Source organism: Campylobacter lari, from assembly GCF_001017575.1.
Taxonomy (GTDB): domain Bacteria; phylum Campylobacterota; class Campylobacteria; order Campylobacterales; family Campylobacteraceae; genus Campylobacter_D; species Campylobacter_D lari_C.
The window spans coordinates 1,319,435-1,340,186 of sequence record NZ_CP011372.1 but is presented as its reverse complement, the minus strand read 5'-3'; the positions used below and the strand labels follow the sequence as shown (position 1 = coordinate 1,340,186).

19 protein-coding genes and 1 pseudogene are annotated in these 20,752 nt (G+C 31.4%); 10 read left to right on the top strand and 10 right to left on the bottom strand.

Annotation, left to right across the window (positions count from 1 at the left end; all coding sequences use genetic code 11):
- Positions 1-3 precede the first annotated feature (3 nt).
- Both serC and uvrA read left to right on the top strand, forming a co-directional pair.
- Positions 4-1,080: a phosphoserine transaminase gene (gene serC, locus CD56_RS06895; protein ID WP_047208613.1), complete on the top strand. Its 1,077-nt coding sequence runs from the start codon at positions 4-6 to the stop codon at positions 1,078-1,080.
- A 21-nt stretch (positions 1,081-1,101) separates the two neighbouring features.
- On the top strand, positions 1,102-3,927 hold the full coding sequence (gene uvrA, locus CD56_RS06890) for an excinuclease ABC subunit UvrA (protein WP_047208612.1): 2,826 nt from the start codon (positions 1,102-1,104) through the stop codon (positions 3,925-3,927).
- Positions 3,928-3,945: 18 nt separating this feature from the next.
- On the opposite strand, the gene trpB is transcribed toward uvrA, so the two are convergent.
- On the bottom strand, positions 3,946-5,121 hold the full coding sequence (trpB, locus tag CD56_RS06885; RefSeq protein ID WP_047208611.1) for a tryptophan synthase subunit beta: 1,176 nt from the start codon (positions 5,119-5,121) through the stop codon (positions 3,946-3,948).
- 309 nt (positions 5,122-5,430) lie between these two features.
- Between trpB and CD56_RS06880 the strand changes: the two genes are divergently transcribed.
- On the top strand, positions 5,431-5,874 hold the full coding sequence (locus tag CD56_RS06880; RefSeq protein WP_047208610.1) for a YqaA family protein: 444 nt from the start codon (positions 5,431-5,433) through the stop codon (positions 5,872-5,874).
- Here the strand turns inward: CD56_RS06880 and CD56_RS06875 are convergent.
- Both CD56_RS06875 and CD56_RS06870 read right to left on the bottom strand, forming a co-directional pair.
- Positions 5,830-6,834, bottom strand: a complete 1,005-nt coding sequence (locus tag CD56_RS06875; RefSeq protein ID WP_047208820.1) for a nucleoside hydrolase — start codon at positions 6,832-6,834, stop codon at positions 5,830-5,832. The two genes, CD56_RS06880 and CD56_RS06875, sit on opposite strands and share 45 nt — an antisense overlap.
- Positions 6,834-8,189 (bottom strand): MFS transporter, encoded by a 1,356-nt coding sequence (locus tag CD56_RS06870; RefSeq protein WP_087691011.1) that lies wholly within the window; start codon positions 8,187-8,189, stop codon positions 6,834-6,836. Before CD56_RS06870 ends, CD56_RS06875 begins: the two co-directional genes overlap by 1 nt.
- 132 nt (positions 8,190-8,321) lie before the next feature.
- Here CD56_RS06870 and polA point away from each other — a divergent pair, with 132 nt between their 5' ends.
- Genes polA through motB form a run of 3 tightly spaced genes read left to right on the top strand, consistent with a single transcriptional unit; the run spans position 8,322 to position 12,491 of the window.
- On the top strand, positions 8,322-10,961 hold the full coding sequence (polA, locus tag CD56_RS06865) for a DNA polymerase I (RefSeq protein WP_047208609.1): 2,640 nt from the start codon (positions 8,322-8,324) through the stop codon (positions 10,959-10,961).
- A gap of 12 nt (positions 10,962-10,973) precedes the next feature.
- Complete coding sequence (gene motA, locus CD56_RS06860; RefSeq protein ID WP_039619177.1) at positions 10,974-11,747, top strand: flagellar motor stator protein MotA; 774 nt, start codon at positions 10,974-10,976, stop codon at positions 11,745-11,747.
- 9 nt (positions 11,748-11,756) lie between these two features.
- Positions 11,757-12,491, top strand: a complete 735-nt coding sequence (motB, locus tag CD56_RS06855; protein ID WP_047208608.1) for a flagellar motor protein MotB — start codon at positions 11,757-11,759, stop codon at positions 12,489-12,491.
- A 19-nt stretch (positions 12,492-12,510) separates the two neighbouring features.
- On the opposite strand, the gene CD56_RS06850 is transcribed toward motB, so the two are convergent.
- The 6 genes from CD56_RS06850 to CD56_RS06825 form a co-directional block, all read right to left on the bottom strand.
- The gene (locus CD56_RS06850; protein WP_047208607.1) at positions 12,511-13,494 is read right to left on the bottom strand and encodes a beta-ketoacyl-ACP synthase III; all 984 of its coding nucleotides are present in this window, start codon (positions 13,492-13,494) and stop codon (positions 12,511-12,513) included.
- Positions 13,481-14,470: a phosphate acyltransferase PlsX gene (plsX, locus tag CD56_RS06845; RefSeq protein ID WP_047208606.1), complete on the bottom strand. Its 990-nt coding sequence runs from the start codon at positions 14,468-14,470 to the stop codon at positions 13,481-13,483. Before plsX ends, CD56_RS06850 begins: the two co-directional genes overlap by 14 nt.
- A gap of 5 nt (positions 14,471-14,475) precedes the next feature.
- Positions 14,476-14,622, bottom strand: a complete 147-nt coding sequence (rpmF, locus tag CD56_RS06840; protein WP_012662034.1) for a 50S ribosomal protein L32 — start codon at positions 14,620-14,622, stop codon at positions 14,476-14,478.
- Positions 14,623-14,636: 14 nt separating this feature from the next.
- A complete protein-coding gene (locus CD56_RS06835) occupies positions 14,637-14,990 on the bottom strand; it encodes a DUF177 domain-containing protein (RefSeq protein ID WP_039619169.1) in 354 nt (117 codons plus the stop codon).
- Positions 14,990-15,403, bottom strand: a complete 414-nt coding sequence (gene ndk / locus CD56_RS06830; RefSeq protein WP_039642239.1) for a nucleoside-diphosphate kinase — start codon at positions 15,401-15,403, stop codon at positions 14,990-14,992. Before ndk ends, CD56_RS06835 begins: the two co-directional genes overlap by 1 nt.
- 140 nt (positions 15,404-15,543) lie before the next feature.
- On the bottom strand, positions 15,544-15,828 hold the full coding sequence (locus CD56_RS06825; protein WP_039619165.1) for a ferredoxin, 4Fe-4S: 285 nt from the start codon (positions 15,826-15,828) through the stop codon (positions 15,544-15,546).
- Positions 15,829-16,014: 186 nt separating this feature from the next.
- Between CD56_RS06825 and CD56_RS06820 the strand changes: the two genes are divergently transcribed.
- The 4 genes and pseudogenes from CD56_RS06820 to flhB all read left to right on the top strand — a co-directional run bounded on the left by CD56_RS06820 (position 16,015) and on the right by flhB (position 19,911).
- Entirely contained in the window at positions 16,015-16,611 is a 597-nt protein-coding gene (locus CD56_RS06820) for a peroxiredoxin (protein WP_039619163.1), read from the top strand.
- A gap of 162 nt (positions 16,612-16,773) precedes the next feature.
- Positions 16,774-17,487, top strand: a pseudogene (locus CD56_RS08570) (cache domain-containing protein); the annotation flags it as partial.
- Positions 17,488-17,532: 45 nt separating this feature from the next.
- Entirely contained in the window at positions 17,533-18,747 is a 1,215-nt protein-coding gene (locus CD56_RS08565) for a methyl-accepting chemotaxis protein (RefSeq protein WP_407712416.1), read from the top strand.
- A gap of 87 nt (positions 18,748-18,834) precedes the next feature.
- Positions 18,835-19,911, top strand: a complete 1,077-nt coding sequence (gene flhB, locus CD56_RS06810) for a flagellar biosynthesis protein FlhB (RefSeq protein WP_047208604.1) — start codon at positions 18,835-18,837, stop codon at positions 19,909-19,911.
- Here the strand turns inward: flhB and CD56_RS06805 are convergent.
- The gene (locus tag CD56_RS06805) at positions 19,903-20,682 is read right to left on the bottom strand and encodes a sulfite exporter TauE/SafE family protein (protein ID WP_047208603.1); all 780 of its coding nucleotides are present in this window, start codon (positions 20,680-20,682) and stop codon (positions 19,903-19,905) included. The two genes, flhB and CD56_RS06805, sit on opposite strands and share 9 nt — an antisense overlap.
- Between the last annotated feature and the right edge of the window lie 70 nt (positions 20,683-20,752).

The following is a 20,752-nucleotide window of genomic DNA, read 5'->3' as shown; positions in this document are numbered from 1 at the left end:
AAAATGAGAGTAATGAATTTTAGTGCAGGTCCTTCAAATCTGCCTGATGAGGTTTTAAAAGAAGCACAGGAGCATTTGTTTGATTATCATGGCAAAGGCTTTTCTATTATGGAAGTTTCTCATCGTGGAAGGGTTTTTGAAGAAGTGCATTTTGAAGCTATTAAAATGGCAAAAGAGCTTTATGGTGTAAATGATGATTATGAAGTGCTTTTAATGCAAGGTGGAGCTAGTTTGCAATTTGCTATGATACCTATGAATTTATATATGGGTGGAGTTTGTGAATTTGTTAATACAGGAGTTTGGACTAAAAAGGCTATTAAAGAGGCTGAAATTTTAGGAGTAAATACAAAAATAGTAGCAAGTAGCCAAGAAAGTGAGTTTGATCATATCCCACAATTTGAATTTAGCGATAATGCAGATTATGCTTATATATGCTCTAACAATACCATTTATGGAACTCAGTATAAAAACTATCCAAAGACTAAAAGTCCTTTGATAATTGATGCTTCTAGTGATTTTTTCTCTAAAAAGATAGATTTTTCTAATATTGCTATGCTTTTTGGTGGAGTACAAAAAAATGCAGGAATTTCAGGACTTGCTTGTGCATTTGTGCGTAAAGATATGATAGAGCGTAGTAAAAACAAAAATATACCTAGTATGTTAAAATACAGTGTTTATGCTGAAAATAATTCTTTATTTAATACACCTGCGACCTTTGCTGTATATATGTTTAATCTTGAAATGAAATGGCTTTTAAACCAAGGTGGTTTAGATAAAATCAATGAGCAAAACATACAAAAGGCTAAAATTTTATACGATGTGATTGATGAGAGTAATGGTTTTTATAAAGGTCATGCTAAAAAAGAAGATAGATCGCTAATGAATGTTAGTTTTAACATAAATCGTGATAAAAACTTAGAGCCAGTTTTTGTAAAAGAAGCTGAAGAAAATGGTATGATAGGTCTTAAAGGGCATAAAATTTTAGGTGGAATTCGCGCTAGTATTTATAATTCTATCAGCATTGAAAAGGTTCAAAAGTTAAGTGAATTCATGAAAGCTTTTGCTAAAAAACATGCTTGATTAGGTAAAAAGAGGATTTTTATGAATAATGACAAAATAAGTATCATTGGTGCTAAGGAAAATAATCTTAAAAATATCAACCTAGAAATTCCTAAAAATAAACTCATAGTATTTACAGGACTTAGTGGAAGTGGTAAATCCACTTTAGCCTTTGGCACGCTTTATGCAGAAGGACAACGTCGCTATATTGAAAGTTTAAGTGCTTATGCAAGGCAGTTTTTAGATAAAGTGGGTAAGCCAAATGTTGATAAAATAGAAGGTTTAACTCCTGCTATTGCTATTGATCAAAAAACAACTTCTAAAAATCCTCGATCAACTGTTGGAACTATTACTGAAATTTATGATTATTTAAGACTTTTGTATGCAAGGATTGGCTCACAACATTGTCATCAATGTGGCCAAAAAATCTCATCTATGAGTGCAGCAGATATCGTAGGTGAAATCTTAAAGCTTCCAAAAGGGGCAAAAATCATCATTTATGCACCGTTGATTAAAGAAAAAAAGGGAACTTTTGCAGATCTTTTGGAAAATTTAGTCGCAAAAGGCTATGTTAGAGCGCAAATTGATGGGGTTTTAACACGTCTTGATGAGGATATTGAGCTTGCTAAAACCAAAAAACATACAATAAAACTTGTAATAGATAGGCTTGAAGTGCAAGATGATATGCTAGCAAGACTTGCAAGCGATATAGAAAAAGGTCTTAGTGAGAGCTTTGGTGAAGTGGAAATTGAAGTTTTGAATAATGAAGAATTAGATATACCTAAACATTTTCATTATAGTGAGCATAATGCTTGTTTTGATTGTAAAATTTCTTTTCCTTTGCTTGAGCCTTTGAGTTTTTCTTTTAATTCTCCAAAAGGCGCTTGTCCAAGTTGTGATGGTCTTGGTATAAGATATACGCTAGATATGAAAAAGCTTATCAATGAAGAATTAAGCTTAGAAGCAGGAGCTATAAAGCTTTTATATGGGTTTAATAAAAGTTATTATTATAAGTTTTTAATGGCTTTTTGTGAGCAAAATGATATCAGGGTAAAAATTCCATATAATGAGTTAAGTGAAGAAGAAAAGCGTCTAGTACTTTATGGTAATGCCAAAGAAATTAACTTTTTATGGAAAAGACATCGTTTAAATCGCAAATTTGAAGGTGCGGTTAAATATGCCTATGAAATGCTAAAAGATGAAAAAGATTTAAGCGAGTATATGAGCGAAAAAACTTGTAAAGATTGCAATGGTCATCGTTTAAGAGCTGAGAGTTTAGCTGTAAAAGTAGCTGAAAAAAATTTGGGTGAAATTTTAGATATGAGCATAGAAAATACCACTGCATTTTTTTCAAAAGAAGCTAATTTTGCGTATTTGAGTGAGCAAGAAAGATTGATAGCTAAACCTATTTTTAAAGAAATTAATGAAAGATTATTTTTTCTTTATGATGTAGGACTTGGGTATTTATCTTTAGGGCGTGATGCAAGAACCATTAGTGGGGGTGAGGCTCAAAGAATTCGTATAGCATCTCAAATTGGTAGTGGTTTAAGTGGAGTAATGTATGTTTTAGATGAGCCTAGCATTGGTTTGCATGAGCGAGATACGGCAAAACTCATTAAAACTTTAAGAAATCTTCAGCAAAAGGGTAATACTTTAATCGTAGTTGAGCATGATAAAATGACCATAGAAGAGGCAGATTTTATCGTAGATATTGGTCCAAATGCTGGTAAATTTGGCGGTGAGGTAGTATTTAGTGGGACTTATAAAGAATTATTAAAAAGCAAAAGTCAAACCGCCCTTTATATGAGTGGCAAAAAGCAAATTGCTCATCAAAAAAATAGAGAACAAAAAGATTTTATTAGTTTAAAAGATGTGAGTATTAATAATATTCAAAATTTAAGTGTAGATTTTCCATTACACAATCTTGTAGCAATTACAGGTGTTTCAGGAAGTGGTAAAAGCTCATTAATTTTACAAACTTTGCTTCCATTTGCAAAAGAAGAGCTTAACCGTGCTAAAAAAGTTAAAAAACTAAGTGGAGCTAAAATAGAAGGTTTGGAAAAACTTGATAAAGTGATTTATCTTGATCAAAGTCCTATAGGTCGCACCCCACGTTCAAATCCTGCTACTTATACAGGCGCTATGGATGAAATTCGTAATCTTTTTGCAGCTACTAAAGAAGCTAAAATGCGAGGTTATAAAGCAGGGCGTTTTTCTTTTAATGTTAAAGGTGGAAGATGTGAAAAGTGTAGTGGCGATGGTGAAATTAAAATCGAAATGCACTTTTTGCCTGATGTGATGGTAACTTGTGATGTTTGTAATGGTAAAAGATATAATGATGCAACTTTAGAGATCAAATATAAAGGTAAAAGCATAGCTGATGTTTTAAATATGAGTATTATTGAAGCAAGTGAGTTTTTTACTTCTGTGCCAAAGATAAAGCAAAAGCTTGATACTTTGGTAAAAGTTGGGCTTGATTATCTTACCTTAGGACAAAATGCAACTACTTTAAGTGGTGGGGAGGCTCAGCGTATTAAGCTAGCCAAAGAATTAAGCAGAAGCGATACGGGAAAAACTCTTTATATTTTAGATGAACCTACAACAGGACTTCATTTTGAAGATGTTAATAAGCTTATTTTAGTTTTGCAACATTTAGTTGATCTTGGAAATAGTGTGTTTGTGATAGAGCATAATTTAGATGTGATTAAAAATGCTGATTATATCATCGATATGGGACCTGAAGGTGGGGTTAAAGGTGGTAAGGTTATAGCTAAAGGTAGCGTTGAAGAGCTTGCAAAAAATCATGAAAAAAGTGGTTCTTATACGGGGTATTATCTAAATTTAGAGTTAAAAAACACAAAAAAATAAATTGGTTGAAGTTATCCTTCAACCATAAATTTCACCTTTTTTATACTCATAAATACTTTGCATATCTTTATCGCCTCTTCCTGAAAGATTTATAACTATCACACTTTTTTTCTTTAAAGTCGGACAAAGTTTTTCTAGATAAGCTAATGCATGTGAGCTTTCAATAGCGGGTATAATACCTTCTTCTTTACATAATAATTTTAAAGCATTAATACACTCATCATCACTAATAGCATGATAACTTGCTCTTTTACTTTCTTGTAAATATGCGTGCAAAGGACCTATGCCAGGGTAATCAAGTCCAGCAGAGATGCTAAAAGTATGAGCAATGTTTCCTTTATCATCTTGTAAAACCTTAGTTTTCATACCATGGATAATACCTTCTTTACCTTTAGTAAGTGTGGCTGCATGATAAGGTGTATCTTTTCCTAAACCTGCCGCCTCAACGCCTATGAGTTTAACTTTTTCATCTTTTAAAAATGCATGAAAAATTCCAGCAGCATTGCTACCACCTCCAGCTGCTGCTATGATGTAATCAACTTTTTTATTTAATTTTCTAAGTTGCATTTTACATTCTTTACCTATAATACTTTGAAAATGCGTAACAATTTGCGGATAAGGATAAGGTCCTACTGCACTTCCTACTACATAAAATACTTCTTTGGTATTTTTAACCCAAAAATTTAAAGCCTCATCTACTGCATCGCTTAAAGTTTTACTTCCACTTTCTACCGCATGAACTTTTGCTCCTAAAAGCTCCATTTTATAGACATTTAAGGCTTGTCTTTTTACATCAATAGCTCCCATAAATATCTCACATTCAAGTCCCAAAAGTGCTGCTGCAGTAGCTGTTGCAAGCCCGTGTTGTCCTGCTCCGGTTTCTGCAATAATTTTTTTCTTATTCATTTTCTTTGCCATTAAGGCTTGAGCTATGGCATTGTTGATCTTATGAGCTCCTGTGTGAGTTAAGTCTTCTCTTTTTAAATAAATTTCATGATTATAAAGCTTGCTTAAATTTTTAGCATGGTATAAAGGCGTAGGTCTTCCCACATAATTAGCTAAGAGTTCTTTTAATTCTGTGTTAAAATCTTTATCTTTTTTGAGTTTTAAAAAAGCTTTTTCTACTTCATCTAATGCTATTTTTACTTCATTTGGCACAAATTGCCCACCAAATTTTCCATAATATTTTTTCATAGTATTTCCTTGGAATGATTAATAATTTAAAATCAAAAATGATCAACTAAAACTAAAAATGTAAAATAAAAAATGATCAACTAAAACTAAAAATGTAAAATAAAAAATGATTGAAAATGTAGTAGTAGGCTTAACGCCAAGAAAAAGAAGCTTTGTTAAATGAGTATTCTAAATTTAGTTTAGAAAATTTTTTCCTTTCCATAGTTTTTCCTTTTAAAAAATTGCCAAATGACTTTACATTCTAAGATAATTGTTATTAAAAATTCTTTAAAATGATAGTTTGAAAAATAAACACTAAGAAAATTTGTAATGTTTGATTTTTTATATAATGATATAAGCTATATAGGACTTTTTATAGTATGTTTTCTCTCTAGCACGCTTTTGCCTATGGCAAGTGAGGCTTTTGTGCTTGCTTTTGTAAAATTAGATTTTAATGCTTGTATGGTTTTATTTGTAGCAAGTTTGGGAAATACTTTGGGTAGTTTAAGTACTTATGCGTTAGCTTATTTTGGAGAGAGTCAAATTTTAGAAAAATATTTTAAAGGCTCTTTGTATAAATTAGAAAAAATCAATGCAAACTTTAAAAAATTTGGTTCTTTGTATGCTTTTTTTACTTTTTTGCCCATAGTGGGAGATCTTTTTGCACTAGGGCTTGGATTTGCTAAGTATTCTTTTTTAAAAGCAAGTATTTTTATAGCCTTGGGTAAATTAAGCCGTTATGCTTTTGTAATTTTCATAGCAAATTCCATTTAAAAGTCTTGATTTTAAAAGATTTAAAAGTCTAGCATTATCAATATCTTTTAAAACTTTTATAGCATTTTTTAATTTATGATTTTTCATAGGCATTTTTGCATCTTTAAAACACCTTATCGTGCTTCCTCTAGCAAAAGTACTATCACAAATGACATCTACTAAATACTCATCAAAATTTGCTAAATTAGGATCAAGCATATAAGCAATAGTTAATGCATCATGTATCCATGTGCCATTTGTACCTCTTGTTTTGCTTGCATAATCAATCCAAACTCTTAAAGTCTGTACTAAAAAATCACAAAGAGGATTTTGATTTTCTAAAGCATTTAAATCTTCATGTGTGAGCATAGTTTGCATTGTTGCATTATAAGGAACAAGTGTGATTTTAGCTCTTGAGTTTAAAACTATACTAGCAGCTTCAGGATCAAAACCAAAATTTGTATCTTTGATATGATAAGGCATATCAAAACTTCCACCCATGATAAAAATTTCTTTCACATTTTTATCAAAGTCTTTAAAAAGCTTCATCGCTATGGCTATATTTGTTAAAGGACCTATAGCACAAATGGAAATTTCACCTGGATTTTGCATAATAAGCTCACCCATTTTTATACAAGCATTTGGGCTTATGTTTTCTAAGATTTTTATAGGTTTTATATGATCCCAAAGATGAGTAAGCTTAAACTCTTCTACGCTTTTATCTAGTCTTTGTCTCCAAAAATGACTATCTTCACATAAAGCTTCATGGGCACCTAAATACAAAGGTATATCTAGATTAAGCTTATTTAATAAATCTTTAGCAACACTATAAGCGGTTAAAGCTTGTACATTACCACTTAAAGTGCTAATCATCTCAAGTTTGATTTCTTTAGAGGCTAAAATAAGCCCAAGGGCTAAACCATCATCGGTATTAGCCCCTGCTACGCCATTACCTATATCAGTATCTAAAATAAGGCGTATCATATCGCATCTTCTATTAAATTTAAATCCCTGCCTCTAGTTTCTGGTGCAAAGAAAGTAGTGATAAAACCAATTCCTGCGGTGATAACAAAATACAAGGCTATTGGCCACCAAGTGCCATAATAAGCAAGCAAAGCTGAAGCTATCATAGGAGCAGTTCCTCCTGAAAGTATAGAGCCAAATTCTTTTGCTAGTGCCATTTTGGTATAGCGATTTTTTGCTCCAAAAAGCTCCACACCCCACGCAGCTTGCACGCCAAAAATCCCTAAAGATGCCAAAGACATGCCTACGATGATAGTTAAAATCACGATAATTTCATTTTTACTATCAAGTAGCATAAAAGCAGGGAAGGCATAAAGCATTAAAAGCAAGCAAAAGGTTCTATAAGTAATGCGTCTTCCAAATTTATCACTTAAATATCCTGCTAAAGGTATAACTAAAAATCCTACTAAAGAAGCGATAACAACAGCAGTTGTGGCTACTGATTTATCAAGAAGTAAAATTTTAGTTACATAGCCTACTATAAAGCCTTGTGCAAGATAAGATGGCCCATTTTCTCCTATCCTTATACCTACCATAGTCCAAAATGCGCGACTTTTTTGCCAAAAAGTTCTTTCATCTTTTTTCATATGCACTTCATTTTCATGACGAATTTTTAGCATTAATTCTTTTTGTTTTTCAAAAACAGGAGTTTCTTTTACATTTAAACGCATATAAACAGCAAAAAGTGCTATAAAAATACTTCCTATAAAAGGAATTCTCCATCCCCATTCTTTAAAACTAGCATCATCCATACTTGTAACTAAAAGCCATACAAAAGCTGCAAGTAAGGTTCCACTATTTGATCCAAGAGCGATGATAGAAGAGATTAAACCTCTATGCTTACTAGGAGCGTATTCTCCAAGCATGACAGTCCCACCTGAAAGCTCAGCACCTGCGCCAAAGCCTTGCATAAAACGCAAAATAACCAAACATATAGGAGCCCAAATTCCAATTACTGCATAACTTGGTATAAAACCAATTAAAGTAGTTGAAATACCCATTAATGCAATGGTGCTCATCAATACATTTTTTCTTCCGTATTTATCTCCTAAATATCCAAAAAATAAAGCTCCAATAGGTCTAGCAATAAAACCTATACCATAAGTAACAAAACTAAGCAATAATGCTATAACAGGAGTTTGCTCAGGAAAGAAAACTTCTGAAAAAACAGTAGCTGCAGCTAAGCCATAAAGTGCAAAATCTGCATATTCCATAGCAGTTCCTAGCCAACATGAAAACACAGCCTTTTTGAAGGCTTTTTTTCCTTGTGGAGTTTGAAAATTTTCATCCGCGATTGATTTTGTTTGCAAGATTAAACCTTTATTTGAAATTTCAAAATGATAATTTTATCTAAAATGCTTAAAATGGAAATTTAATACTTTTTACCGACTTTTAAATAATTTTGGGCGATAATTATTGTTATTATTTTTTAATATAGGAAACAAATGAAAACTTTAACCATAATTGATACTTTTGGCTTTTTCTTTAGACTTTTTTATGCTTTAAAGGGTTTGAAAAATTCAAAAGGCGAGCCTAGTAATATGATTAGCGGTTTTGCTAATTTTATTTATAGTTTGAAAAATGAACATCCTAGTGATATGATTATTTTTGCTCTTGATAGTAAAGGAAAAACTTTTAGAAGTGAAATTGATCCAAATTATAAAATCAACCGCACCCCACCTCCACCTGATTTATTAGCTCAAATTCCAATTTGTATTCAAATGATAGAAAAAATGGGTTTTTCAAGTTTTTCTTGCGAAGGCTATGAGGCTGATGATATCATAGCATCTTTGGTTAAAGAGTGTGAAAATAAGGATATTTTTATAAGAATTATCACTCAAGATAAAGATTTATATCAACTTATAAAAGATGATAAAGTTAGTATTTATAGTCCTATTTCAAAAAATGATTACAATGAAGCAGGATGTTTGGAAAAATATGGGGTAAAACCTAGCCAAATAAGAGATTTTTTAGCTCTATGTGGAGATAGCTCAGATAATATCCCAGGGGTAAAAGGAATTGGTGCTAAGGGTGCTAAGAATTTACTTGATGAGTTTGAAAGTATTGAGGGAATTTATGAAAACTTAACACTAGTGCGTAATGAAAGAAGTCGTAATTTATTGCTTGAGGGCAAAGAAAATGCCTTTTTGAGTAAAAAACTTGCTTCTTTGTACGAAGATTTAGATGTGAAAAATATGCTTTTAAATTGCGAGTATCCAAAAGATGAACCTTTGCTTAAGATTATGGATATTTTAGAGTATTATGAATTAAATGCTTTATTGAAAAAACTACGCACTAATCCTACTAATAAAGATAAAAATTTAGGATTTAATGCAAGATTAATTTTAGATGAGAAAGAATTATTTGAAATTTTAGAAAAAATTGATGATCAAAGCATTGTTGCTTTTGACACTGAAACTACGGGCTTAGATACTAAAGAAGCTAAGATAGTAGGGTTTAGTTTTTGTTTTCATGAAAGTGAAGCCTTTTATGTGCCACTTGCGCATGATTATTTAGGTGTTTGTAAGCAAATTTCTATGCAAGTGGCTAAAAGGGGTATAGAAAAAATATATCAAAGCATGGTTATAGGACATAATCTTAAATATGATTTTGAGATTATAAAAAATAATTTTAATCTACTTCCTCCAAAAAATTATGCTGATACTATGATACTTGCATGGCTTAAAGAGCCAAGTTTGCGTGTAAATATGGATGATTTAGCAAAAAGATTGTTTGATTATGAGACTTTGCATTTTGAAGATTTGGTAAAAAAAGGAGAAAACTTTGCAGGAGTGGATGTAGAAAAAGCTTGTAAATATGCAGCCGAGGATGCTTATGTTACTTTAAGATTTTATCTGTATTTTTTAAAAAATTTAGAAAAACCTTTACTTGAACTTGCACAAAAAAGTGAGTTTGAATTTATCAAAGTGCTTATTATGATGGAAAATAACGGCATTAAGCTTGATACTCAAAAGCTTGAAAGCTTAATGCAAAGTTTTAATCAAGATATCAAAATATTAAGTGAAAAAATATATGATTTAGCGGGTGAAAAATTCAATATTAACTCTCCTAAACAAGTAGGGGATATTTTATTTGAAAAACTAAAGCTACCAAGTGGTAAAAAAAGTAAAACAGGTTATTCTACTGATGAAAAGGTTTTAAATGCTATTTTAGATAACCATCCGATTGTAAAAGAAATTTTAGCTTATAGAGAGCTTGCAAAATTAGTTTCTACTTATTGTGAACCTTTGTTAAAATTAGCTAAAAAAGATGAAAACTCAAGAATTTACTCAAGCTTTTTACAAACAGGAACAGCTACTGGGCGCCTTTCATCAAAGGATCCAAATTTACAAAACATCCCTGCGCATGGTCAATATGCTAAAGATTATAAATCCTGTTTTGTAGCAAAAGAAGGATTTAGTTTTATTTCACTTGATTATTCACAAATTGAGCTTAGAATGCTGGCGCATTTTAGCGAAGATGAAAAGTTGTTAGAGGCCTTTTTAAATGATGAGGATATTCATGCAAAAACTGCTATTATGATCTTTGGTCATAGTAATTATGAGACAAGAAGTATTGCTAAAAGCATAAATTTTGGTCTTATTTATGGCATGGGTTATAAGACTTTGAGTCAAAATTTAAAAATAGAAGCAAAGTTAGCTAAAGAATATATTGAAAAATATTTTGAGAATTTTACTAGTATTAAAACTTATTTTGAAAAGGTAAAAAATGAAGCTAAACAAAATGGTTTTATAAGTACCTTACTAGGCCGTAAGCGTTATTTTGATTTTGAAAATGCAAAGCCTATGCATGTGGCAATGTATGAAAGAGAGAGCATTAACTCTACACTTCAAGGCTCTGCTGCCGATATAATAAAACTTGCAATGATAGAAATTGCAAAAGATTTAGATGAAAATAAACGCTTGATTTTACAAATTCATGATGAGCTTATTTTTGAGGTAAAAGATGAACTTTGTGAGGAATTTGCAAAAAATGCTAGTGATATTATGGAAAATATTGTAAAATTAAAAGTTAAATTAAAAACTTCATCAAGTATTGCCAAAAATTGGGGCGCATTAAAATAAGGAGAATAACTAATGGATCTTTCAACCATACTTGGGATGGTATTAGCTGTTGTTAGTATTTCTGTAGGGGATATTTTAGAGGGTGGTAACCCTTTGCATGTTTTGCACTTAAGTTCGTTTTTGATCGTGGTTCCAACTGCGGCTTTTTGTGCGATGACAGCAACGCATAAAAAATTTGTTAAAGCAGCTTATAAAGAATTAAAACTTGCCTTTAAAGGTGCAGGGGTAAATTTAAGTCAAAGGATAGCTGAGCTTGTAGAATACTCTATCATAGCAAGAAGAGATGGGCTTTTGGCTTTAGAATCAAAAACTAATGAAATTGATAATGAGTTTTTAAAAGAAACCATGATGATGATGGTTGATGGTAAGAGTGTGGAAGAGATTAAAGAAAGCATGGAAATCCAAATAGAAGAAATGGAAGAATACTATAAAGAAACTGCTGAATATTGGATACGCTTTGGTGAGACTTGTCCTACTATGGGTCTTGTTGGTGCGGTTATGGGGCTTATGCTTGCATTGCAACTCTTAGATGATCCTCAAGCTATGGCAGCAGGTATTGCAGGGGCATTTACTGCAACAGTAACTGGGATTTTTGGTGCTTATGCTTTATTTGGTCCTTGGGGACATAAAATTAAAGCTAATGCGCATGAACTAATCAAAGAAAGGATAGTTATCTCACATGCTATTGTGAGTATTGCTGAGGGAGCTAATCCTAGAGATTTAGAGGCTAAATTGTTTAATTATCTTGGACAAGGCGAGCCTAGAATTTCTCAGTTTGATAAGTAAGAGTTAAAAATGGGAAAAAAACATAAATGCCCAGAATGTCCAGCAGGTGAAAAATGGGCTGTACCTTATGCAGATTTTTTAAGTTTGCTTTTAGCACTTTTCATTGCTCTTTGGGCGATTTCTGAAAGTAATCCTGCTAAAACTGAAGCCTTAAAAACTGAATTTGTTAAAATTTTTGAATTTACTGCTTCTAGTCCTTTAGAAAAAGAAAGTGAAGTGCATAATAAATATAGTGCACCATCTAATGCAAATGTTGAAGAACTTGAGAAGCTTAAAAAATTAAGTATTACTCAACAAGAAAATATAGAAAAACTAAAAGCAGCTTTAGATCAAAGAGAAAATAATATAGTTTTAAATTTACCTGCAAGAGTTGAATTTGCTAGAGGTAGTACTGAGATTGACTCAGTAGATGTGCAAGATTTTTTAAAGCGTATTAGTGAAGTTTTAAAAAGAATGCCAAAACAAGCTCAAATAGAACTTAGAGGTTATACTGATGCAAGCGATAAAGATCCTAAAAGGAATTTTGATTTAGCAAGCAAAAGGGCTCAAGTTGTGACTGATTATTTGATTGCTAAAGGGATTAATCCAGCTCAACTTATAGTGGTTAGTTTTGGAGATAACTATCCTTTAGGTGCAAACAAAGAAGATGAAATAAATAATAGGGTTGAATTTTATATCCGCGTAGATTCTTCGGATAATCAAACTAGAAAGTCTGTATTGGATCAAATTGGAACTTTTAAATAACAAATAAGTAAAAAAAGACTTATTTGTTATTTTCTCCGCCAAAACGAAGTAGTGCTGAACCCCAAGTAAAACCACCACCAAAAGCATCAAGTAATACTAGCGAACCTTGTTTTAAACGACCTTGCTCATAAGCATCATTCATTGCCATAGGAATTGAGGCGGCTGAGGTATTGCCATATTTTTGAACAGTAACTACACATTGTTCATCTTTAAAATTTAATTTTTCTTGTACGGCTTTGATAATTCTTAAATTAGCTTGATGAGGTATAAAAAGATCAATTTCTTCGCTTTTTATATCATTTTTGGTAAGAATTTCAACAACATCATTACTTAGAGTATTCACTGCGATTTTAAATACTTCATTTCCCTTCATTTGCATGGAAAGTGGAGAGCAGATACTGCTTTTTTGAGATCTTTGAGTCATTAATAAACCTCCAAATTCTCCATCACTTGCAGTATGAGTATCTATGATAGGGAAATTATCATCTAATGACACAACCCCAGCACCAGCTCCATCACCAAATAAAACACAAATGCTTCTATCAGTATAATCCATGATAGAACTAATTTTTTCAGCCCCTATGATTAATACATTTTTTTTGGCACCACTTTCAACCATAGATTTTGCAAGCTCTAAAAGATAAATAAACCCTGAGCATGCAGCAGAAATATCAAAAGCGGTGATATTTTTTAAGCCTAAATTATGAGCGATTTTGCACGCAGTTGATGGCATGGTAAAATAATCAGGGCTTAAAGTAGCTACGATGATTGCATCTATATCTTGAGGATTTAAATTAGCTCTTTGTATGGCTTTAATAGCTGCTTTAGTACCAAGATCGCTTGTATTCTCATCATCATTTGCTATACGTCTTTGTTCTATACCAGTTCTTCTTAATATCCATTCATTACTAGTTTGAACCATTTTTTCTAAGTCAAAATTACTCAGAGTTTTTGTAGGAATATAAGAAGCTATACTTTTTAAGGAAGCTTTAGTTGATTTCATAATTAGAAAGTTCTTTTTCTATAGTTTGATTTATATTTGATTGTGTGAAATTTAATGCTTGAAAAATAGCATTTTTTATAGCTTTTGGACCACTTTTTCCATGACTTATAATGACACATTCTTTTATGCCTAAAAGTGGGGCTCCACCATATTCTTCATAATCAATATGAGTTTTTAGTTCATTAAAAGCTGGTTTTGCTAAAAGATAGCCAAGTTTTGCTAAAAAAGATTTTTGAATTTCTTGTTTTAGAAGCTTTGTAATAACACTTGCTACACCTTCACCTGTTTTAAGTAAAATATTCCCATTAAACCCATCGCATACTAATACATCTATAGTGCCATTAAAGATATCTCTACCTTCGGCATTTCCGACAAAATTTGGAAGTTGTTTTAAGAGTTGATGAGTTTCTTTGGTAAGCTCATTTCCCTTACATTCTTCTTCACCATTTGATAGTAAAGCAACTCTAGGTTTAGTAATTTTTAAAATCTCTTTAGCATAGGCTTCGCCCATAATAGCAAATTGAAATAAATGCTCGCTTTTACAATCAACATTTGCTCCAACATCTAATACAAGTGTTCTTGAATGGATATTTGGCATTAAGGTAGCTATTGCAGGTCTAGCAATATTTGCTAATCTTCCAAGTCTTAATGTGGCTAAACTCATGGTAGCACCACTATGCCCAGCAGAAACAACAGCTTTTGCTTTTTGATTTTTTACTAGCTCTATGGCCTTGTAGATAGTACTATCTTTTCTTTTTAATGCATCTGTGGAATTTTCTTCCATAGCAAATACATCAAAAGCCTCTTCATATTCTATATATGAGTTTAATTCTTGAGGGATTAAGGTTTTAAGCTTTTGAGGATCTCCTACCAAGATAGCTTTAAATTCACGCTCTTTTAAAGCCTGAATTACGCCTTCTATAATAGGTTTTTCCCCAAAATCACCTCCCATTGCATCAATAGCAATGCTTGTCATCGTTATTAATATTCCTTGGTTACTGGATTTACACGGTGAGGCATTTTATAGCTACCATCTTTGTCTTTTATAGGCATAGGTAGGGTAACTTTATAATGAGTTCTGCGTTTTGCTGCACGAGTTTTGCTCACTCTTCTCTTAGGTACTGCCATTTTTTACTCCTTTATTAATTTAAACATTTATTACAATAAAAATAATCACTTAAATAAGATTGTAACTCGCTTGTGGCAAGTTCTATTAAATCTACATGAGAGTCAAAAAACTCCATAGTGTCACTTAAAGTGTTATTTTCATCTTTAAAAATTCCATCACTTGCAAAAAGCTCTACATTTTGATCGATTTCAAGCTCCATTTCATCGCCACACCGATCGCAGTTTCTATAAGTAAATCCTTTAAAACTAGCTTTTACTTTTGCTAATTTTGGATTAACTTTTGTAATAGTTCCTTCAAAAACTATATTATCAAGATCTAGTTTAAAAGGATAAGCTACAGAGCTAAGTTTTGCAAAGGCAATTTTCATTATAAAATTTCAGTTTTTGAAAAGAAAAATTCTATTTCAATTTTTGCATTTTCCAAGCTATCGCTTCCATGAACCGCATTTGCATCAATACTATCTGCAAAATCTGCTCTAATAGTACCAGGAGCTGCTTCTTTTGGATTTGTAGCACCCATTAATTCTCTGTTTTTTAATACAGCATTTTCGCCTTCTAAAACAGAAACCACAACTGGACCACTGATCATAAATTCAACTAAATCTTTGAAAAAAGGTCTATCTTTGTGTACAGCATAAAATTCTTGAGCTTCTTTTTCTGAAAGCTGTATTTTTTTTGTTGCTGCTATTCTTAGACCATTGCTTTCAAAGCGTGTTAAAATTTGACCAATAACACCTTTTTTAACTGCATCAGGTTTAATAATAGAAAGTGTTTTTTCCAAAATCGTCCCCTTAATTTAAATAAGTTTTATGTTTATAAAAGAGTTAATTATACCAAAAAATGCTTTAAAATTATATAAAAGTTTAGAGTTATTGAAAGGTTTGTAAGTAACTTGAAATCAAGATACTTACATTAAATTTGTTAAGCAAATACCGGAGTTGAACCGTCTCTTAAGTCACTTCCGATGTTATCACGGCTTGGTTGTCCGCTAACTACATCACTCCATACAATACAGCCATCAGTTGGGCAAGCACTTGCACAGGCTGGCTGATCATTGTGTCCTACACATTCAACGCACTTATCAGCATAAACATAATATCTATCTTCGCCCTCAGGATTGTTTGCATCATCTACGATTGCGCTTACTGGGCATTCATCTATACAAGAACCACATGCTATACAAATATCAGTAATTTTAACTGCCATTTTTTACTCCTTAATATTAAATATTGAATATAAGATTATCAAAATTGTCTTAATTTTATTCTTAAAATCTTTTAATTTTGATAATAAAATTAAATTATGGGTAATTTTACACAATTAATAAATTTTTAAATTTACAAATGATATTATTTTGTTACAAATAAAATTTATTAATTAGGAGAAAAAATTATGGTAGTAACTAAAAAAGCTATTGATTTTACAGCACCTGCTGTATTAGGTAATAATGAAATAGTTGGAGATTTTAATCTTTATAAAAATATAGGACCAAAAGGTGCTGTAGTATTTTTCTATCCAAAAGATTTTACATTTGTTTGCCCGTCTGAAATCATTGCTTTTGATAAAAGATATCAAGATTTTAAAGATAGAGGTGTTGAAGTAATCGGTATATCTTGCGACAATGAATTTTCTCACTTTGCATGGAAAAATATGCCTGTAAATCAAGGTGGTATAGGCCAAGTTAAATTTCCTTTAGTAGCTGATTTAACAAAACAAATTGCTAGAAATTTTGATGTTTTATTTGAAGAAGCAGTTGCTTTAAGAGGTTCTTTCTTGCTTGATGCTGATGGAACAATTCGCCATGCAGTAGTTAATGATTTGCCACTTGGAAGAAATATTGATGAAATGATTAGAATGGTTGATACTATGTTATTTACTAATGAGCATGGTGAAGTTTGCCCAGCAGGTTGGAATAAAGGTGATGAAGGTATGAAAGCTGATCCTAAAGGCGTAGCTGATTATCTAAGTAAAAACGAAGGTAAACTATAATCAAAAGCCTACTAAGTAGGCTTTTATTTTTTCGAATAATTTAATCTTATATTTAAAATATTTCTGCATTTTTTATTTAAATTATATTTTTTATCAATTTTAAATCAAATAATACAATTTTAATCTTATTTATCAACGTGACATTTAGTATAAGGAGTGAGAATGTTTCAAAATATTACAGGTAGATTAACCTTGGTAATTGCGATTGTGAGTGTGATAGTTCTTGCAGTGGTTAACGGATTGAGTTATTACAATGCAAAAGAAGATACTTATGATTATTTAGAGGAAATACAAAGAAAGACAATGCTTGACACAGCTGAAGTTTTTTCTATTTATTCAAATGCAAAAAGAAAAGCTATATCAACTTTAGCAGAGGAGATAGTAAAACAAGATTTCTCTGATGATGGAAATATATATAAAATTTTAGAAGCATTTAAAAAAGCAAATAATTTTGACATTATATATTTTGCTTTAGAAGAAAATGGAAAGCATTATAAGTCTGATCATACTTATTTAGATAAATCCAAAGGATTTGATGTAAAAACAAGAGCGTGGTATATTAACGCAAAAAAAGAAGGAAAATTAATTGTATCTGATCCGTATTCTAGTTTTGCAGATGGTAAAATGAAAATTGCATATGCAGTGCCTGTGTTTAAAAATAATCAATTTATAGGTGTAGTTGGCGGAGATTATGATTTAGAAAGATTTTCAAAAGATGTACTTTCTGTTGGAAAAAGTTCTCAAGCATATACAGCTATATATGATATAGAAGGAAATGCATTTTTTCATCCAGAAATTGAAAAAATAGGTAAAAAAGATAAGTTTAGCGAAAACATTTCAGCATATATGAAAGCAAACCCTCAGTTTTTGGATCCAAAAAACGAAAGCGCAATTGCTTATATACCTAATGAACAAGGAGTTATGGAAGCGATTATGTGTACAAATTCTTTCAGTTCTAAATATAAAGTTTGTACAGTTACTAAAGAAAAAGTGTATTCAGAAAAAGCAAATAGTGCTTTAATTAAACAAGTGCTTGCTGCATTTGTAGCTATATTAATTGCATTAGTATTGATAAAAATTGTTATAAGCAAGCTTTTATCCCCTCTACAAAAAATCCAAACCGGTCTCAACTCTTTCTTTGATTTCATCAATCATAAAACTAAAGATTCAGCTATGATAGATGTTAAAACAAATGATGAGCTTGGTGCTATGGCAAAAGCTATCAATGAAAACATCACCAAAACTAAAAATGCATTAGAACAAGATGCTAAAGCAGTAGAACAATCAGTAGATACAGCTAAAGAAATAGAAGGTGGTAATCTAACAGCTAGAATTACTGCAATTCCTGCTAATCCTCAATTAGTAGAATTAAAAAATGTATTAAATGAAATGCTAAATGTATTAGAACAAAAGGTTGGTTCTAATATGAATGAAATTAATAGAGTATTTGATAGCTATAAGGCATTAGACTTTACTACTGAAGTTAAAAATGCTAAAGGTGGAGTTGAAGTAACTACTAATGTATTAGGTCAAGAAATCGTAGCTATGCTAAGACAATCATCTGAATTTGCTTCTTTATTAGCAGATGAAAGTGGTAAATTACAAAGTGCTGTTAAGAACTTAACAGATTCTTCATCTTCTCAAGCTTCTTCTTTAGAAGAAACAGCAGCAGCACTAGAAGAGATTACTTCTTCTATGCAAAATGTATCGCATAAAACTAGTGAAGTTATTGCTCAAAGTGAAGAGATTAAAAATGTTACTTCTATAATAGGTGATATTGCAGATCAAATTAACTTGCTTGCATTAAATGCTGCTATTGAAGCAGCTCGTGCAGGAGAACACGGTCGTGGCTTTGCTGTTGTTGCAGATGAAGTTAGAAACCTAGCTGAAAGAACTCAAAAGTCTTTAGGTGAGATTGAAGCTAATACTAATATCTTAGTTCAATCTATTAATGAAATGGGTGAGAGTATTAAAGAACAAACTACAGGTATTACTCAAATAAATGATGCTGTAGCACAAATTGATCATGTAACCCAAGAGAACTTAAAGATAGCAAAAGATAGTGCAGCTATATCTGATAATGTAAATAAAATAGCTAATGATATCTTAGAGGATGCTAGGAAGAAGAAGTTTTAAAATAGAGTGAAATAAATCCAAGTATTCAAATTTGTTTATACTTGGATTTAAATGCTATAATTTTACTTTAATTTTTAAAGGTTTTTTATGGCTGCTGATGATCAAGAAAAAACAGAAGAACCCACGTCCAAGAAAATAGAAGATGCGCGTAAAGAGGGTAATGTCCCAAAAAGTCAAGATGCATCCGCTGTGGCTGTGCTTGTTATAGCTGTGGTTGTGGTGTTGTTTATGATGCCTTTTATAGGCGAGAGAATTAGTGGTTTATATAGGTTTTATCAAAGTTTTATAGGTATAGAACTTGATTTAAAAATCCTGCAAAAAATTATTATAAAAACCATGATAGAAATGTTTATTATGGTTTTACCTATTACTTTAACAATTATGGTAGCAGGTGTGCTTGGAAATTTAATGCAATTTGGTTTTATTTTTACCACTAAGCCCATCACTCCAAATTTTAACAAAATTAATCCTATTAATGGGCTTAAAAATCTTTTTTCTTTAAAAAAAATCATTGAAGCTTTGAAAATTACTCTTAAAGTCGGAGTTGTTTTTGGTATAGCTTTTATTTTTTTATTGCAATTTATGAAAGAGCTTCCTAGAGTAGAGCTCTATACGATTTATCCACAACTTTTATGGCTTAGAGATAAGGCTATTATACTTGCAGCTATTGTGATTATAGCTTTTTTGATTATTGGACTTTTAGATGTGCTTTTAGTAAGGTATCAATACTTTAAAAATTTACGCATGAGTAAACAAGAAATCAAAGATGAATACAAACAAAGCGAAGGAGATCCTTTAGTAAAAGGAAGAATTCGTCGTCTGCAAATGGAAGCAGCAAGACGCAGAATGGTGCAAGATGTTGCTAGTGCTGATGTGGTGATCACTAACCCTACTCACTATGCGGTTGCTTTGCGTTATGATAGTTCTAAAGAAGCTGCGCCAAAAGTTTTAGCTAAAGGAGTGGATTTTTTAGCTTTGCGTATAAAAGATATGGCATATGAATACAATGTGATGATTTATGAAAACCCTCCTTTGGCTAGAGAGCTTTACAAATCTTGTGAGGTAAATGATCTTATCCCACCAGAGCTTTTTAAAGCAGTGGCAGAAGTTTTAAGCTTTGTCTATACTTCCAATAGACAAAAATTTGCTGATAGATTAAAATAAATTTAGCTTTTTAATCAAGCTTATAATAGTCATAGTTATAGAAAGAGTGTAAATGCCTAAAAGTGCTATGCGGTGAGATTTAAGGTTGATTTTTTCCATGATTTTAATACCAAGATAAACTCCTAGCATGGAACTAAGTCCTACCAAGCTTCCATTTTGTAAGACTTCTTTATCAATGATATCATTATATACAAAAGAACTAATTCCTGAAATGGAAGCAAAAATCACAAAAAACAGACTAAGTGGTACTACTTTTTTAGTATCATAGCCTAAAAAATAAGCTAGAATAGGGGTGATTAAGAGTCCACCACCAATCCCTAAAGATATGGCAAAAATTCCTGTAAATATACCACAAATTAGCAAAATAGAATTTTTTAAGATATTAGAATGACTAATGTTTCCAATGGTGCTTTTTTGATTAAAAGCAAATTTTAAAAAGAATACAATACTCACGCATAGAAAAATACTTGTTAGGGTTATATCTGAAAAATATGAGAGTAAAAGCCCACTAAACATCGCACCTAAAAAGCCTCCAAAGCTTATGATAAGACCATCTTTTAAGATTAAATTTTTCTTTTTATAGTTTAAATAGGAGCCAAAAATAGAAGCAAAAATCATTTGTACAACAGAAATTGCAACAGCATGATGAGAGCTAAGTCCTAAAGTAAGCATAAAAGGAACGATAATCATACCACCGCCTATACCAAAAACTCCTGAAGCCATACCTGAAAAAATCCCTATAATCATATAAGGAAGTAAAGTTAAATCCATAATTTATAAACCTTTAAATAAAAAAATTGTAACAAAATAAAATTTATTTAGCTTTAGAAAATATAATCAT

Bases quoted from the DNA above. Each gene is read 5' to 3' on its own strand.
- polA (WP_047208609.1), top strand. From the start codon at position 8,322: ATGAAAACTTTAACCATAATTGATACTTTTGGCTTTTTCTTTAGACTT.
- CD56_RS06880 (WP_047208610.1), top strand. From the start codon at position 5,431: ATGTTTGATTTTTTATATAATGATATAAGCTATATAGGACTTTTTATA.
- CD56_RS06825 (WP_039619165.1), bottom strand. From the start codon at position 15,828: ATGGCAGTTAAAATTACTGATATTTGTATAGCATGTGGTTCTTGTATA.
- trpB (WP_047208611.1), bottom strand. From the start codon at position 5,121: ATGAAAAAATATTATGGAAAATTTGGTGGGCAATTTGTGCCAAATGAA.
- CD56_RS08565 (WP_407712416.1), top strand. From the start codon at position 17,533: ATGGAAGCGATTATGTGTACAAATTCTTTCAGTTCTAAATATAAAGTT.
- rpmF (WP_012662034.1), bottom strand. From the start codon at position 14,622: ATGGCAGTACCTAAGAGAAGAGTGAGCAAAACTCGTGCAGCAAAACGC.
- CD56_RS06850 (WP_047208607.1), bottom strand. From the start codon at position 13,494: ATGAAATCAACTAAAGCTTCCTTAAAAAGTATAGCTTCTTATATTCCT.
- plsX (WP_047208606.1), bottom strand. From the start codon at position 14,470: ATGACAAGCATTGCTATTGATGCAATGGGAGGTGATTTTGGGGAAAAA.
- serC (WP_047208613.1), top strand. From the start codon at position 4: ATGAGAGTAATGAATTTTAGTGCAGGTCCTTCAAATCTGCCTGATGAG.
- motB (WP_047208608.1), top strand. From the start codon at position 11,757: ATGGGAAAAAAACATAAATGCCCAGAATGTCCAGCAGGTGAAAAATGG.
- CD56_RS06820 (WP_039619163.1), top strand. From the start codon at position 16,015: ATGGTAGTAACTAAAAAAGCTATTGATTTTACAGCACCTGCTGTATTA.
- CD56_RS06835 (WP_039619169.1), bottom strand. From the start codon at position 14,990: ATGAAAATTGCCTTTGCAAAACTTAGCTCTGTAGCTTATCCTTTTAAA.
- CD56_RS06805 (WP_047208603.1), bottom strand. From the start codon at position 20,682: ATGGATTTAACTTTACTTCCTTATATGATTATAGGGATTTTTTCAGGT.
- uvrA (WP_047208612.1), top strand. From the start codon at position 1,102: ATGAATAATGACAAAATAAGTATCATTGGTGCTAAGGAAAATAATCTT.
- flhB (WP_047208604.1), top strand. From the start codon at position 18,835: ATGGCTGCTGATGATCAAGAAAAAACAGAAGAACCCACGTCCAAGAAA.
- motA (WP_039619177.1), top strand. From the start codon at position 10,974: ATGGATCTTTCAACCATACTTGGGATGGTATTAGCTGTTGTTAGTATT.